15 protein-coding genes are annotated in these 15,562 nt (G+C 67.2%); 7 read left to right on the forward strand and 8 right to left on the reverse strand.

The window, feature by feature from the left end:
• Positions 1-46: 46 nt before the first annotated feature.
• A complete protein-coding gene (locus tag A5645_RS12170) occupies positions 47-1,267 on the forward strand; it encodes a serine/threonine-protein kinase (RefSeq protein ID WP_081288308.1) in 1,221 nt (406 codons plus the stop codon).
• Here the strand turns inward: A5645_RS12170 and A5645_RS12175 are convergent, their stop codons facing one another.
• From A5645_RS12175 to A5645_RS12185, 3 genes are read right to left on the reverse strand one after another with little or no spacing between them, the layout of a single operon-like run.
• Complete coding sequence (locus A5645_RS12175) at positions 1,268-2,047, reverse strand: SDR family NAD(P)-dependent oxidoreductase (RefSeq protein WP_065129663.1); 780 nt, start codon at positions 2,045-2,047, stop codon at positions 1,268-1,270.
• Complete coding sequence (locus A5645_RS12180; protein WP_065035362.1) at positions 2,044-2,484, reverse strand: SRPBCC family protein; 441 nt, start codon at positions 2,482-2,484, stop codon at positions 2,044-2,046. The genes A5645_RS12175 and A5645_RS12180 overlap by 4 nt, the downstream gene beginning before the upstream one ends.
• 36 nt (positions 2,485-2,520) lie before the next feature.
• Positions 2,521-3,417 (reverse strand): hypothetical protein, encoded by an 897-nt coding sequence (locus tag A5645_RS12185; RefSeq protein ID WP_065129664.1) that lies wholly within the window; start codon positions 3,415-3,417, stop codon positions 2,521-2,523.
• Between the two features lie 83 nt (positions 3,418-3,500).
• Between A5645_RS12185 and A5645_RS12190 the strand changes: the two genes are divergently transcribed.
• On the forward strand, positions 3,501-4,280 hold the full coding sequence (locus A5645_RS12190) for an SDR family oxidoreductase (protein ID WP_065035360.1): 780 nt from the start codon (positions 3,501-3,503) through the stop codon (positions 4,278-4,280).
• Between the two features lie 31 nt (positions 4,281-4,311).
• On the forward strand, positions 4,312-4,704 hold the full coding sequence (locus tag A5645_RS12195) for a DoxX family protein (protein WP_065035359.1): 393 nt from the start codon (positions 4,312-4,314) through the stop codon (positions 4,702-4,704).
• On the opposite strand, the gene A5645_RS12200 is transcribed toward A5645_RS12195, so the two are convergent.
• Entirely contained in the window at positions 4,701-5,057 is a 357-nt protein-coding gene (locus tag A5645_RS12200) for a bleomycin resistance protein (protein WP_081288323.1), read from the reverse strand. The two genes, A5645_RS12195 and A5645_RS12200, sit on opposite strands and share 4 nt — an antisense overlap.
• Positions 5,058-5,111: 54 nt before the next feature.
• Here A5645_RS12200 and A5645_RS12205 point away from each other — a divergent pair, with 54 nt between their 5' ends.
• From A5645_RS12205 to A5645_RS12220, 4 genes are all read left to right on the forward strand, one after another.
• A complete protein-coding gene (locus tag A5645_RS12205) occupies positions 5,112-7,799 on the forward strand; it encodes an ATP-binding protein (RefSeq protein ID WP_065129666.1) in 2,688 nt (895 codons plus the stop codon).
• Between the two features lie 382 nt (positions 7,800-8,181).
• On the forward strand, positions 8,182-10,116 hold the full coding sequence (locus A5645_RS12210; protein WP_065129667.1) for a methyltransferase domain-containing protein: 1,935 nt from the start codon (positions 8,182-8,184) through the stop codon (positions 10,114-10,116).
• Positions 10,116-10,928, forward strand: coding sequence for a glutamate racemase (locus A5645_RS12215; protein ID WP_065129668.1), 813 nt, complete (start codon positions 10,116-10,118; stop codon positions 10,926-10,928). The genes A5645_RS12210 and A5645_RS12215 overlap by 1 nt, the downstream gene beginning before the upstream one ends.
• Before the next feature lie 39 nt (positions 10,929-10,967).
• Positions 10,968-11,828 (forward strand): alpha/beta fold hydrolase, encoded by an 861-nt coding sequence (locus tag A5645_RS12220; RefSeq protein ID WP_065129763.1) that lies wholly within the window; start codon positions 10,968-10,970, stop codon positions 11,826-11,828.
• On the opposite strand, the gene A5645_RS12225 is transcribed toward A5645_RS12220, so the two are convergent.
• Genes A5645_RS12225 through A5645_RS12240 form a run of 4 tightly spaced genes read right to left on the reverse strand, consistent with a single transcriptional unit; the run spans position 11,825 to position 15,545 of the window.
• Positions 11,825-12,301, reverse strand: coding sequence for a nuclear transport factor 2 family protein (locus tag A5645_RS12225; RefSeq protein WP_065035354.1), 477 nt, complete (start codon positions 12,299-12,301; stop codon positions 11,825-11,827). The two genes, A5645_RS12220 and A5645_RS12225, sit on opposite strands and share 4 nt — an antisense overlap.
• Entirely contained in the window at positions 12,298-13,092 is a 795-nt protein-coding gene (locus A5645_RS12230; RefSeq protein ID WP_065129764.1) for an SDR family NAD(P)-dependent oxidoreductase, read from the reverse strand. The genes A5645_RS12225 and A5645_RS12230 overlap by 4 nt, the downstream gene beginning before the upstream one ends.
• 51 nt (positions 13,093-13,143) lie before the next feature.
• A complete protein-coding gene (locus A5645_RS12235; protein WP_081288324.1) occupies positions 13,144-13,947 on the reverse strand; it encodes a mycofactocin-coupled SDR family oxidoreductase in 804 nt (267 codons plus the stop codon).
• Positions 13,944-15,545 carry a flavin-containing monooxygenase gene (locus A5645_RS12240; protein WP_436405491.1) on the reverse strand — a complete coding sequence of 534 codons (1,602 nt, stop codon included), beginning with the start codon at positions 15,543-15,545 and terminating at the stop codon, positions 13,944-13,946. Before A5645_RS12240 ends, A5645_RS12235 begins: the two co-directional genes overlap by 4 nt.
• Positions 15,546-15,562: the final 17 nt, after the last annotated feature.

Here is a 15,562-nt window from a genome sequence, read left to right on the forward strand (position 1 = left end):
AACGGGCAGAAATCGCGCGCGATCCCGCATGACCTGAATACGACACATGGAAACTCAGCCCGGAAGCCCCACAGGTCGCCAGCCCCAGCCCACGGGTGCGGCGGTGTTGGAGCCACCGCCGGGACTGCTCGCAGGCCGATATGAACTGGGGCCGGTGCTCGGCCGCGGTGGCATGGCCGAAGTGCGCGAAGGGTGGGACTCGAAGCTGGGCCGCCGGGTGGCGATCAAACTGCTCAGTCCGATCGGCGAGTCCCGGCCGGAAAGCCGGCTGCGGTTCGAGACCGAGGCCCGCGCCGCCGCCGCGTTGAGCAGTCAGCACATCGTGGTGGTCCACGACGTCGGCGAGCACCATGGGATGCCGTTCATCGTGATGGAACGATTGCCCGGGGTGTCGCTGGCCGACCACATCGCGCGCGGGCCGCTCCCCCAGCCCTTCGTCCAGTCCGTCCTCGAAGACGTTCTCGACGCGCTTGCCGTCGCGCACGACGCAGGCATAGTGCACCGCGACGTCAAGCCCGGCAATATCTTGTTCACCGCGACGGGCGAAGCCAAGCTGGCCGATTTCGGAATCGCCAAGACCAGCGGCGGCGTCCAGACCATGACTGGTCAAATCGTCGGCAGCATGGCCTATGTGAGCCCGGACCGGTTGACCGGCAAACCGGCCACCCCGTCCGACGACCTGTATGCCCTGGGAGTTGTAGGGTACGAGGCCCTGGCGGGGCGCCGCCCGTTCCCGCAGAACGACTTCGGTTCGTTGGCGCACGCGATCCTGCGCCAGTCGCCGGCACCGCTGACCGCCGTGCGACCGGATGTCCGGCCCAATATTGCCGCGGTGATCGAACGGGCTATGGCGCGCCAGCCCAGCCAGAAGTTCGGTCAGGCCGCAGAGATGCGCGCCGCGCTTGGCAGCGCGGACCTGGCAACCTCGCCGATTCGGCCGGCAACGCGGGTGATGACGGCTCCGTTGCCCGCGTTGGGCAGCAGCACCTTCATCGGCGCACCACCGCAGGCGCCTCCCTCGCGGCGCGGCTTGTGGGCGGCGGCATTGTTGGCCACCTTCGTGCTCGCGGTCCTGTTGATCGTGATCAGCCCGTCGTTGTCGACGCCCTCGCCGTCACCGGCGGGCACCACCGCACCAATGCCACCGCCGACCACAACCGTCGCACCCGCCACAACAGTCGCCAGCACGCCGGAACCCGCGCCGCCGCCGCCCCCCGGGCCGCCGGGCAAGCACGGTAAGAAACCCAAAGGCGGAAAAGGCGATTGATCAGCCGGGCAGCCCGAACAGCTTGACCACCCCGTGGTCACGCCCGGCGGTGTAGCCGCCGTCGACGGCGATAGCCTGGCCCGTCACGAATGAGGCGTCCGGGGAAACCAGGAAAGCAGCCACGGCCGCGATCTCTTCCGGCCGGCCCAGCCGCTGCAAGGCGTGCTCGGTGGTGATCGAGTCCAGCGGCCCGTCCATGCCGGGCAGTTCGAACACGGACTTGAGCATCTGCGTGTCGATGAACCCCGGGCAGATGGCGTTCGCCCGGATGCCGCTCGGACCGTAATCGAGCGCAATGTTCTTGGTAAGCAACACAACTCCGCCCTTCGCGGCGTTGTACGAACTGCCGCCCGCGGTTCCCTCCAGCCCTTCGACACTGGCCAGCGTGACGATCGAGCCCCGCTCACCGTCGACCCGCGGCTGTTCGATCATCTTCGTCAGCGCCGCCTTGGCGACCAGGAACGTCGCGGTCAGGTTCACCCCGATCACCCGGTCCCATTCGGCTTGCGGAAGCAGATGAACGGGCCCGCCGCCGGCCACCCCGGCGGAATGGACGACCCCGTCCAGGCGGTCGGGTACCGCGGCGAACACCGCCGCCACCGAGGCCTCGTCGGTGACGTCGGCCGTCACAAAGTGGAACCGCGAACCCAGGTCGGGTGGTGCGCTCAGGTCCGCGCCGACGACGGTGCCGCCGTCGTCCAACAGGCGCCGCGCGGTGGCCAGGCCGATGCCCGAGGCCGCACCGGTCACCACGAAGGTGCGTCCCTGAGCGCGCGTCACCCTCGGCTCTCCAGCGCTTTGGCGCAGGCCGTCAGGATCGCCTCGAAATTCGACCGCAACAGCGGGCGGCTGACCTTTTCCAGCAACTTGCCACCCGCATACAACGGGTGCGTGTAGTTGGTCAGCCAGTCGACGCGGGTGCCGCTCCCGGACGGGGTGAAGGTCAGCGTGCCACCGTCATGATTGAAGGCCGGAATTGAGCGAACGATGAGGTAGGAGTACTTGTTCGGGCGATCGTAGGCGGTGATGTCCTCGCGAAACCACATGCCGGTGCCCAGCACCACTCGGACGGCACCCGCCCCCGGAGCCGGTGAGTCCTTCGCCCAGCCCGACTTGATCACCAACGGTGCGGCGGTCAGGCTCGCCGGATCCGCCAGCCAGTCGAAGACCTTCTCCACGGGCGCGGCGATCGTTCGTTCGATGTGGATCTGGACCATCGGATCTCCTGACTTCCGTGTGTGTCCCTGTGCATGTTAGACCGCGCCCGGACCGCCGCGGCGGGCGCGAAAGTAGCCGCGTTTGCTGTCGATCTCGTCGACGGTGAACCCGCGCCGGGCCAGTCGTTGCCCGATGAGTTCGCCGCTGATGGCCGGTTCCAGGCGCGCCCCGTTCTCCCGGCAGAACACCCGCGCCTGGGGCAGGACGATGGCCGGTGTCTGGGGTGTAACCGGGGTGAAGCGGATCGTGGTTCCGTCGGCGGTGACGTCGGAATATTCATATTCGAGCAGTGGCTCGAAGCCCCGCGTGGTGCGGATCGAGATCGAGGCGTCGGGTTCGACACGGAACTCCCGACCGCGCCGCACGAACGGGACGAGGGTGAAACCGAGCAGCAGCAGCCCGGGCACGATCAGCACGAACAGCGCGTAGGCGTGCGTCTTCTCCAGCTCCGCGTCGTAGGCGTAGTTGGTGAACATCTCGGCGAGCCAGCCCTCGACGAAGATCGCGATGTCGTGCAGCACATCCCCGATCGTGGCGCGCCCGCTGGACAGGTCGTAGACGATCGCGCCGATGGCGCCCACGCCGCCGACCGTGAGGATCGCACCCAGCAACACCAGGCCCCAGCTGGTCTTCGACACGAAGGTCCCGCGCGCCTGGGCCGGGGTCTCGATGTCGACCTTCGGCCCACCCAGCGGCCGCGCCAGGCACCAGACGCTGACGCCGATCGCGATCGCCAGTGCCAGAAACTCCAGCGCGCCGAAGGACGGCCGGTCGGAGTTCTTGACGGCGATGCCCAGAAACGCCAGCCAGGCGACCCAGCGCAGCGCCCGCTGCCAACCCGCGACGCGGCGCTCGCCCGACCCGAGCCGCCCGGAAGTGTCCCGGTCGAGTTCGTCCGGCCCGTACCCGTCGCCACCGGCCTGGTTAGCCATTCCAGGATCCTACGTCCGGGTTGTGCCGTTTCCCGAGGTTGAACGCCGGTCACGCGGCAATAGAGATGGCAAGGAGGCAAACCATGACCAGCAAAACCGTCGCGATCACCGGTGCCACAGCGGGTATTGGCCGGGCCACAGCCGTCCGGTTCGACCGCGCGGGGTACCGCGTCGCCGCCTACGGGCGCAACCCTTCGGCGCTGGAGGCCCTGCGTGCCGAGCTGCGGCCGGAGGCGGTGGTCGATTCCCTCGACGTGCAGGATGCTGACGCATGGGGCACCCGCCTGGGCGAGCTCGCCGAGCGCACCGGCGGCCGATTGGACGTGCTGATCAACAACGCCGGCATCCTCGAATCGGGGCGCTTCGCAGAGATTCCTCTCCCAGCGCAGCGGAAAATCATCGATGTCAACGTCGGCGGCACACTCAACGGTTGTCATTCGGCCTACCCGTACCTCCGATCGACGCCCAACGCCCAGGTGATCAATGTGTGTTCGGCATCGGCCATGTACGGACAGGCCGAGCTGGCGGCGTACTCCGCGTCCAAGTTCGCCATCCGCGGGCTAACCGAGGCACTCGAATTGGAATGGGCCGCAGACGATATCAGGGTATGCGCGGTGTGGCCGCTGTTCGTCGACACCGGCATGGTCAGTGGCGTGGACACCGGAAGCACCCGGACCATGGGAGTGTCGCTGACTGCCGATGACGTCGCGGAGTCCATCCTGAAGATCGCGCGGGGCCGGCCGCGCCTCCCCCACGGTCCGCACTATGCGGTGGGTACGCAGGGCAAGGCGTTGATGGCGGTCGCCAACCTCGCACCCTCCTGGGTGGCACGGGAGATCAACCGTCGTGCCACCCGGTCGTGAACGCACAGGTTCGACGGTGAGAATGGCATCCATGACCACCGAAGCGCTCGTTCAGCGCGACTCAACGCAGACCGCCGCCCAGCGCGTCGGGATTGGCCTGCTCGGCATCGGCACCCTGCACTTTTTGGCACCGAAACCGTTCGACGGCATCATCCCCGCCGAGCTTCCTTTCAGCGCACGGTTCTACACCTACGCATCCGGGGTCGCCGAGCTGGTTATCGGAGCGCTGCTGCTGTCGCGACGCACCCGGCGTCCCGCCGCCGCGGCGGCGGCCGCGTTGTTCATCGGCGTCTACCCGGGCAACCTCAATATGGTTCGGCTGTGGTGGGACAAGCCGTGGTACATGCGGGCCATCGCGGTGGCCCGGCTGCCGTTGCAGATCCCGATGATCACCACCGCGATCAAGATCTACCGCAACAGCTAAAGCCTCGAGCCGACGCGGTGCAGCGTGCCGTCGGGATCGACGTAAGCGAATTCCCGTAAGCCGTAAGGGGTGTCGTGCGGTGGGTGCAGGCGACCGCCGAGGTTTTCCAGAGCCTGCCACTCGGCGTAGAGGGCGTCGGCGTCGCTGACATAGAGATACACACTCGATGCGGTACCCAACGGGTCGTGCTCGGCCCATTCGGTCAGATGCATTGACACCGATCCGCGGTCGACAAAGCCGTACCGCTCCGGGCCTTCGTAGACGCGCGCATCGAAGCCGAGGCGACGGTAGCGGTCGAGGGCGGCGTCGAGGTCAAGGACGGGCACGATAGGTGCCACCGAGGTGAAGTCAATTCCGGACACGGAAGAAGTCTGTCACCTGGACGTTCGCTGTGGCATTCTGCGTGGGTGAGCGCTGATCCGCAGGATTGGCCGACGGGGATTGTGACGTTCCTGTTCACCGACGTGGAAGGTTCCACGCGTCGGTGGGAAGCCGACGCCCAGGGCATGCGGACCGCGTTAGCTTCTCACGACCAGGTGCTGCGTCAGGCCATCGAAACCCGCGGCGGGTACGTGTTCAAACACACCGGTGACGGAGTGTGCGCGGCGTTCGCCTCGCCCCGATCCGCCGTCGACGCCGCCGTCGCCGCGCAGCAGGCACTCGAGCTGCCGGTACGAATGGGCTTGGCGACCGGGGAAGCGGAACTGCGCGATGCAGACTATTTCGGCACGGTGCTCAATCGCGCCGCACGGGTGATGGCCGCCGGACATGGCGGGCAGATCCTGTTGACCGATTCGACGGCTGCGCTGGTCACCGGAGTGGACCTGGTGGAGTTGGGTCCCCGGCGACTGCGGGACCTGTCCACGCCGGTCGGGGTGTTTCAGGTGCGAGCGCCGGGCCTGCGCTTTGAGTTTCCCGCGTTACGAGCGCTGGACAGCAGTCCCGGCAATCTGCGTCCTTCATTGACGAGTTTCGTCGGACGCGAGTCCGAGGTCGACCAGGTGCGCGCCGCGCTGAAGGTGCACCGGCTGGTGACCCTGGCCGGCGTCGGCGGAGTGGGCAAGACCGGGTTGGCTTGTGAGGTCGCTACTCGCATGTCCGACGAATTCCCGGACGGGGTCTGGTTTTTCGAGCTGGCCGCGGTCTCCGATCCAGGCGCGGTGCCCGACGCGGTGGCCGCGGTGCTGGGCATCACCCAGCAGCCGGGCAAGAACATGACCGAGAGTGTGGCCACCGCGCTGGAGGGCCGGATTCGGCTGCTGGTCTTCGACAACTGCGAGCATGTCCGCGATGCCGCAGCCGATCTGATCGAGGAGATACTGGCGCGTTCGACGAGCGTACGGATCCTGGCCACCAGCCGGGAACGGCTGGACGTCGCCGACGAACAGTCGTGGTCGGTGCCATCCCTGGACGTGGGCGACGGCATCGCCTCTCCCGCCGTCAGCCTATTCGTCGAACGCGCGCAGAGCGTTTCGGCGGATTTCAGCGTCGCGGAAGCCGACGACGCTAACGCGGTGGTTGAGATCTGCCGGCGTCTGGACGGGATACCTTTGGCGATCGAGCTGGCGGCGTCGCGGATGGCGTCGATGTCGCCGCTCGAGGTTCGCGACCGGCTCAACCACCGGTTCCGGCTGCTGGTCGGCTCGCGACGCGGTCTCGGCCGGCACCAAACCCTGCGCCACGCCGTCGCGTGGTCCTACGATCACCTTGACCCCGCGGAACAGCTACTGCTGGAACGCTGTTCGGTGTTTGCCGGTGGGTTCGACCTGCAAAGCGCCTGTGCGGTAGCAGGATCGGGCAGCGACGATTACGAAGTCTTGGATCTGCTGGATGCGTTGGTACGCAAATCATTGGTCACCGTCGACCGACGGGGGGGCCGGACACGTTACTCGATGCTCGAGACGATCCGTGAGTTCGCCGAGGAACAATTAGCGGGTCGCGGTGTAGCACAAGAATTTCGGTGCGCTCACACCCAGCACTTCGCCCGGCGGAGCACCGACATCCTGACCTTGTGGGACAGCCCCGCTCAACGCGAAGCCTACCAATGGTTCACCGCCGAGCTGGCCAATCTGCGTACCGCTTTTCGCTGGGCGGCCGACAACGAGGTTCTCGACGATGCCGCCGCAATCGCCGAGAATGCCGCCTTTCTCGGCTACGCGGTGGACAATTTCGAGCCGATCACCTGGGCCGAAGAACTGTTGGAGGCTGCCCGCGCCGCCGATCATCCCAGGTCAACATTTCTTCATGTGCTGGCGTCGATGTGCTATTCGGCCGGGCGATTCACCGACGCGCTCCGGTATGCCGAAATCGCCGTGCAGATGCTCGACACCTGTCCCAACACAGTGCCTTACGGTCTGCACGCATGGTTCAGTGGCGCCTTCACTGTCAGCGGAAGACCAGACCGTGGAATCGCGGTGTCCCGCGCCGAGTTGGCCCGCGGTCTTGACGTCCTCACCCTCACTCGGGGATGCCTCATCCTGGCGTTATCGATCCAAGGTCCCAGCGATGAGGCCATGGCACTGTCAGACGGGTTGGTCGAGGCCGCCCAGGCCACCCGAAATCCGTTCGCAGTTTGCTTCGCGGCCCTCGCCGATGGCTTCGCCTTCCGCGACACCGACCCCGCACGAGCGATGAAGGTCATGCGCCGCGGCTTGTCGATCGCCCAGGAAACCGGCAACCGCAGTGCTGTGTCCCACCTCGCGGCCGTCCTGTGCCGCGTCGAAGCGAATCACGGCGACCCGCTGGCCGCGCTGGACTTCTTCACCCTGGCCATTCGCAATCACCACGAGGCGGGAAGCACCGCGATGATGAGCACACCGCTGGCTCTGCTTGCCGCATTCTTCGAGCGGTTAGGGCGGTACGAGCCGGCCGCCACCCTGGCCGGATTCGCGTTCAGTCCGGTGACCGCGCAGTCGGTACCCGAGCTCAAGACCGTGATTGGGCGGCTGCGCGACGAGTTGGGCGATGCAACGTACGAAAGGTGCGCGCAAGTCGGCGGGAACATGACCACCCCTGCGATGGCCAACTACGCCTACGACCAAATCGACCAGACGCGAGCCGAACTCATGCGCGCGGACGCCGCACCTCGCGCGTAGGCGCCATGACCGAAGCGGTGCTGGGCAACACCTACGACCTGCGGCACGCATGACCGCGATGAACCCGAACGGCGACCTGGACACCTCGTACCTGCGGCAAGGCGACGTGGACCGGCTCTGCCCACTGGACGCCCGCGGTGTCGGCGAGTGATAGCGCGCCGTCTCATTACCCGCCGAGCGCGGGCCTTACGTAGCTGAAACGCGCCCAACGCCTCCATCAGGCCCACGCTCGACGCCCGCCCGTGTCCAGCGTTCCAAGAATCCTCCAAGGATCCTTCAAGGGCTCGGCACAAGCGTGTGGGTTGGTAACAACACAGCAAAAGCGACGAACCAGAACCATCACGGTGGCAACCCCAGCTTGGTCGTCGAAAGGGGGTCGACCATGACCGATATCGCGCACGACGAGCCGATAACCAGGCACGACGGGCTCTCGGACGTGGCTCCCCTACTCGACGCGCTGGCCGCGGTCGCGGTCCGGGGCGAGGCCCCTGGTCCCGAATTGCTCGCACGCGCCAATGCGGCGCGACCGCTGCTGTCTGCTTTGGCGCAGGACCCCAAGCACGGCGAGCCGTATTCCCGGTCGGTCCTGCGGGTCGACGACCAGGTCGAAATCATGCTCGCCCGCTGGCGTCCGGAAAGCGCTTGCGCACCGCACGACCACGGCGGCTCGAGCGGTTTCGTGATCGCGGTCGAAGGCAACTTCCATGAGCGGCGGTTCGACTGGGACGACACGCAGTTGGTCGTCGCCGAGCAAGCCCTACGCCGAGAAACCACCACCATCCCGGTTTCACCCGACGACATCCACGACATGACGGCCGAGGCGGGCGGGCTGACCCTGCACCTCTACAGCCCACCGCCGGCCGGAATGCGGGTCTTCGACATGGAGCGCGCCGAGGTGCTCGAACTCGTCGGTGACTTCGGCGCCTGGATCCCATCGGGCGACCACCCGCGCATCCCGTTCGCCGCCGTCGCCCCCAAGAGCCGGCGCAAGCCCGTCATCTGGGTCGCGCACACCACCCACTACCGCGGCGGCTCGGCCGAATTCGCGGTGGCTGCGGCCACCATGGGACGCGAACTTGCCGAGGAGAATCCCGACGCGGAAGTCATCGTCTCGGGTCTGCACCGCAAGGCCGACTTCGAAGCCGAACTCACCCGGCTCGCGCTGACCGGCCGAAGGATCAGTCAGCTGCATTTGATCAGCCACTCCGGCATGTACGGGCCGATGTTCGGCTCCACCGATTGGCCCGAGCAGTTCTCCCCGCATGAGTGGCGGGACATGACGATCCCCTTCGCCGCCGGTGCTCAGGCGTATTTCCACGCCTGCCGGACGGCGCGCTGGTTCACGCCGTTCTTCGCCGACGTGTTCGGCGTCGCCACGTTCGGCAACCACAACTACACCACCGTGTCCACGCGCAAGGACCGGTTTGCGTGGGCGGGTCGTCATCCGGCGGCCCGCCCGAAGCTCTATATGATCGCCGCTCCCGGCAAGAAGTCGCACGGCTGGGCCGGCAGCGTGCGCAAGTATCTCGGCTGCGCCGCCGAGCCGATGGCGCAAAGTCTGCCCGCCGCAACGCATCCGGAACGCTCCTACGATCGCGTCGCCGAACTGTACGACCGCGCCTACGCCGACATCCGAGTCCGTGACGCCGAATGGGAATGGGTGGCCAACCGGCTGGCCGGCTTGCACGCCGACCTCGGCCGACGCCTCCGCGTACTCGAGATCGGTTGCGGCAACGGTGCTTTGCTACGCGCCTTGGATGACAACGGTGACATCGACTTCGCCGTCGGCGTCGACAGCTCCGCCGGCATGTTGGCTCGGGCACGCGAACGCAGCCGCGACCGCGCCCGCCTGCGATTCGGCAAGGTCAATGGACCCGCGTTGGATGTGCCCGACGACCACATCGACGTGGTGATCTCCTTCCTGTCCTTCCGATACCTGGACTGGGATCCCGTGATGGCCGAGATCCGCAGAGTGCTTGCGCCCGGCGGCCGGCTGTGGGTGGTCGACATGGTGGAGCAACCGGTGCGGCTGCGCGAGCTGCCCATCCTGGCCCGATCAGCCGTCGCGCACCTGCGGACGCGCCGCGCCCGACCGCAATTCGCCCACGACCTCGCCGCATTGACCCAACACCCAGATTGGCGGAATATGTTGCAACACAACCCTATCCGTGCTGAGCACGAGTATCGATGGTATTTCGGCAGCCGATTCCCGGGCGCGAAAGTGGACACGCTGACAGCGACCATGTCCGCGCGGGTGATCGCGTTCGACTCCGGCCCCCTGACCAAGGGGCAGACCGCCCCGCTCTCCTACCCGTGATGGCCACGTCAACCGACGCCCGGCTGGGCATCGTCGACTGGGGCATCGGCGGTGTGGGGCTGGTCAACGCGCTGGACCGGCTGGCTCCCGGCCTGCCGGTGCTGTACTGGTCGGACACGGCAGCCACACCCTACGGCCGGATGAGCGCCAACCAGCTGACCGATCGGCTGATGACCGTGGTCACCCACCTCGCCGAACGCGGCGCCACCGAGGTCGTGCTGGCCTGCAACGCCGCCAGCACCGTGGTCACACGGTTGGGTTCAGCACCGGTGCCGGTCGAGGGAATCATCGCCCATGGGTTGGCCTCCGTACCCGAAGATCTCAGCTTGGTCGGGGTGGTCGGCGGCCTGCGCACCATCGATGCCGGGCTCTACCGGCGCGGCCTCGCCCGCCCGGGGCGGGGAGTCCTGAGCCGCGTCGCGCAGCCGCTGTCCGCGCACATCGAAGCCGGCCGCACCGGCTCCAGACGGTTCCGCGCCGACCTGGCCGACATCGTGGCGCCGCTGCACGAGGTGGAAGCCCTGGTGCTGGCCTGCACGCACTACCCCGCCGCACGCCAGTGGTTCGCCGAAGCGCTGCCGAACGCACTGCTCATCGATCCGGCCGAGCACCTGGCGGCCGCGATCGCCTACCGGTATCCGGAGGCACGGACGGCCGACCGCGCGGAGCGGGTCTACCTCACCACGGGGAACCCGGCGGCCATGCGGCACGGCGCCGCCCGCGCCTGGGGCACGATGCTCACCGCCACCGCCGTCCGCCGAGTCGAGCCGCGGGCCGGACACCGCGTCGCCCAGCTGCGCCACGCGGGGTGACACGCAACCCGGCAATCGCGGCATGGCAGGGTGGCCTACGTGGCCAACACTGCTGAAACTGACCTGCGCGAGATCGGCACCGAGAACGGCACATTGCGCTACTACGACGCCGGCGACCCGCAAGCGCCGACGTTGTTGTTCCTGCACGGATCCGGTCCGGGCGTGACCGGTTGGCGGAACTTCCGCGGCGTCCTGCCGGTGTTCGCCGAGCACTTCCGTTGCCTGATCCTGGAATTTCCCGGGTTCGGCGTGACCGACGACTTCGGTGGGCATCCGATGGTGACCGCTCAGGGTGTGGTGGCGCCGTTCCTGGATGCACTCGGCGTCGAGTGGGCCCACATCGTCGGCAACTCGATGGGTGGCGGCGTCGGCATCAACTTCGCCATCCGGCATCCGGACCGCATCGGCCGCCTGGTGACCATCGGCGGGATCGGCACCAACACGTTCAGTCCCGGTCCGAGCGAAGGCATTCGGCTGCTGCAGGAGTTCACCGAGGATCCCACCAGGCAGCGGCTGGTGGACTGGCTGAAGTCGATGGTCTACGACCAGTCACTGGTCACCGAGGAACTCATGGAGGAACGCTGGCAGTTGGCGACCGATCCGGACACCTTGGCGGCGGCACGCCGGATGTACGGCAAGGCCGCCTATGCGGCGATGATGGCGGCGATGAACGCCTCTGACCGGCCGATGCCGTGGGCGGTCATGCACAAGGTCGCCGCACCCACGCTGTTGACCTGGGGGCGCGACGACCGGGTGAGCCCGCTCGACATGGCGATCGTTCCGATGCGCACCATCCCGAACGCCGAGCTGCACGTGTTCCCCAACTGTGGGCACTGGGCGATGATCGAGGCCAAGGACGCGTTCGAGAGCACCGTGCTGGCGTTCCTTTCCCGCGGCTAGACGGCGCCGGCCAGGCCCCTGGTCAACAGCGCGTGCGCCTCGGCTTTGCCGTCCAGCACGCGACTGGTGCGCGCGGCGATCCGCCACCCCTGTTCGCCACGCGCCAGCACGAAATGGTTTGCGGTGCAGCGCCATACCCGATAGCCCTGGCCGTCGCGGACCAGCACCAGCGATTCGCACACCGCCACCGCGGAGTCACCGTCCACGGTCACCACGCACGGTCCCAGGAAATGACAGCAACCGTCGGCCACGAGGTTCTGATGATGCTGCGAACTCACCATGGCGTGCACGTCAGCGCGGCTCTGCATGCGCCAGCCCTCGACGTCATAGGTGCCGTCGACGGCCCATAGTCGTGCGGCAATGTCGGCGTCGCCGGCGTCTACCGCGGGGCCGTAGGCGGCGATCAACCTTGCGATGTCCCGTTCGTCCTCGAGCCTGCGCAGCCGCTCGGCAAGGGCCTCGATGTCGGTCATGTGGAACCCCCAATCAGCGCCTGGACCCTCTGATGCGCGCCCAGGACGATCGCGGCCCGGTCCGCCCCGCTGCCCCACCGCACCGCGGCGGCGTTGTCGCCGGCAACGAACACCGGGCCATTGGCCAGGTTCGCCAACCCCTCGCGGGCCACGTCGGCGGGGTCGGAGACAGACAGCCCCGGCACGTCGAAATTCAGCCCGGCCCGCTCCATCGCCGGCGTGCGGGTGACCCCCAGCATCAGGTCCAGCACGTCGACATTGTGGTCACGCAATTCCAGCCACAGGCTTTCAGCGAACAACCTGCCGAAGGCCTTGACTCCGGAATATGCCGATTGCTGCATCGAACCGTAGGTGCCGGCGATCGAACCGACCAGGATGATCCCGCCGCGGCGGCGCTGCCGCATGGGGCGCGCGAAATGCTGCACCAGCGCCAGCATCCGGGTCACGTTCAAATCGATGACCCGACCGATCGCGGCGAGGTCGGCGTCCAGGAACAACTCGCGACAGGTGTTCGCGCCGGCGTTGTAGATCAACAGGCCCACCTCGACGTCGGCAGTCTCCTCGGTGATACGCGCAACCGCTTGAGGGTCAAGCAGATCCACCGCGACAGTGCGCACCTGGGCGCCGATTTCCCGGCAGCGGGCGGCGGTGTCGGCCAGCGGTTCGGGCTTGCGCGCGATCAGCACCAGGTCCAAGCCGTCACCCGCCAGCTGTTTGGCGAATTCGGCGCCGACGCCTTCCGAGCCGCCGGCGATGAGCGCCCAGGGGCCGTATCGGCTGCGGTCGGCCATCGTCATCTCCTCATCTCGGTCCAGTTCCGGACGAAAGGCGCCGGTGCGGTTTTATGTCGTCTTCTGCGTCAGGCCGGCGTCGACGACGAGCTGGGTACCGGTGATGTAGCGGGCCTGATCGGAGGCCAGGAACACGACGGCATTGGCGACGTCGACCGGCTCCACCCACGGCACGGGCAGCAGGTTGCGGGCCCGCAGCACTTCGGCCGCATCTTCGGCCGTCGGGTTGTCCAGATCCGGTCGCAGGCGCCGGAAAGTCTTCTCGTTGAGCACCATCGGCGTCGCGACGGCACCGGGGTGCACGGTGTTGACCCGGATGCCGCGCGGCCCCAGTTCGTTGGCCAAAGTTCGGGCCAGGCCCACCACGGCATGCTTGCTGGCAGTGTAGTGGGCGGCGTTGGCCATGCCGCGGATCCCGCTGGTCGAGCTGATGATGACGACCGAGCCGCCGTCGGCACCGATGTGCGGCACTCCCGCTTTGACGGTGTGCCAGACACCGGTGAGGTTGATGTCCAGCGTGCGCTGCCAGTCCCGTGGGTCGAGTTCCCAGGTGGGCCCGCCCGGCGTGTGGATCCCGGCGTTGGCCAGCACGACGTCCAGCCGACCCAGCCGCTCGACGCCGGCATCCACGGCCGCGGTCACGGCCTGCAGGTCGGCGACGTCCGCCGAGCCGGTCACGCAACGCCGGCCGCGGTTCTCGACTTCGGTTGCCAGCGAAGCGAGATCGTCGGCGGCCGCCGGGAAGTCCAGTGCGATCACGTCGGCACCCTCGTCGGCGAACCTTTGGCAATGCACCCGCCCAGTGCCGCGGGCAGCGCCCGTCACCAACACGACCTTGTCCCGCAGGCCGGTCAGCATGGCTTCTTGATCAGGTCGAATCCCTTGTAACCGGCGTCGGCGACCTCGGCGCAGATCCCGTTGTAGGTGGCGAAACCTCCCACGAACAACATGAAACCTCTCGGCTTGCCCGGCACGTTGGCGCCCATGTACCACGAGTTGGCCTTGGGGAATAACGTCGCTTCGGCGAGCCTGGCGCATTCGGCGCCCCAGGCGTCCACGCTGTCCGTGCGGGCCTCGATCGCAGCATAGTCCGTCCTGTCGAGATACTCGATGGCCGCCACGATCCAATTCACTTGCGCCTCAGCGTGTAACACCATGTTGGCCAGCACGGCCGGCGCCCCAGGACCCGAGATCACAAACAGGTTGGGGAACCCGTCGATGCCCAGCCCCAGATAGGTGCGCGGTCCGTGCGCCCACTTCTCCCGGAGCCTCACACCGTTGCGGCCAACGATGTCGATCTTGGCCAGCGCGCCGGTCAATGCGTCGAAACCAGTTGCCAGCACGATCATGTCGAGGTCGTAGTGCGCGTCGGTGGTGTTGATCCCGGTGCGGTCCACGGATTGGACCGGGGTTCTCCGCACGCTCACCAGCGTCACGTTGGGCTTGTTGAAAGTCTCAAAGTAGTTGCTGTCAGTGCATATTCGCTTGGTGCCGATCGGATGGTCATTTGGGATGAGCAGGTCGGCGACCTCGGGGTCGTCGATCACCGCGCGGACCTTCTCCTCGTAGAACTTCCGGGCCTCCTCGTTGGCGGCCGGGTCGATCATCTGATCCGGGAAAGTCTTCGAATACAGCACACCGCCCAGCTGCCAACGCTTTTCGAAGGCCGCGCGGCGCTCTTCCGGGCTGAACTGCATCGCCGGTTTGGCCGCCGTGAGGTGCGGTGACCCGCCGCCACTGCGCCAGGACAGCCGCCGCCGTTCGGCGTAGCCGGCCTTGATGTCGGCGAGTTCGGTGGCCGACAGTGGCTTGTTGCCGGCCGGGACGCTGTAATTCGGGGTGCGCTGGAAGACATAAAGTTGCTCGGCTTGTTCTGCGATGATCGGGATCGATTGGATGCCCGAGGATCCGGTGCCGATCACCGCGACCCGCTTGCCGGTGAAATCCACCTGGCGGTGCGGCCATCGGGCGGTGTGCAGGATCTCACCCTCGAAGGTGTCCAAGCCTGTGAAGTCGGGTGTCATCGCGTCCGACAACGGACCCGTGGCCATCAGCAGGAAGCGGGCCGTCAGTGTCTGCCCGGTGTCGGTGGTGACCGACCAGCACATCGCGTTCTCGTCGAACACGGCCGAGACCACCCGCGTGCTGAACGAGATGTCGCGGCGCAGGTCGAGTTTGTCGGCGACCCAGTTGAGGTAGCGCAGGATTTCGGCCTGGGTGGCGTACTTCTCGGTCCAGTCCCATTCCTGCTGCAATTCCTCGGAAAACGAGTAGCAGTAGTCGACGCTTTCCACGTCGCAGCGGGCGCCGGGGTACCGGTTGAAGTACCAGGTGCCGCCGACTTCGGGCGCGGCCTCGATTACCCGCGCCGTGAGCCCTTGGCCGCGCAGCTTGTGCAGGGCATACAGACCGGCGAATCCGGCGCCCACCACCACTGCGTCCAGAGTGTTCACAACCATCCACGGTAGGT

Origin of the sequence: Mycobacterium asiaticum (assembly GCF_001673635.1) — a bacterium.
Lineage (GTDB): Bacteria > Actinomycetota > Actinomycetes > Mycobacteriales > Mycobacteriaceae > Mycobacterium > Mycobacterium asiaticum_C.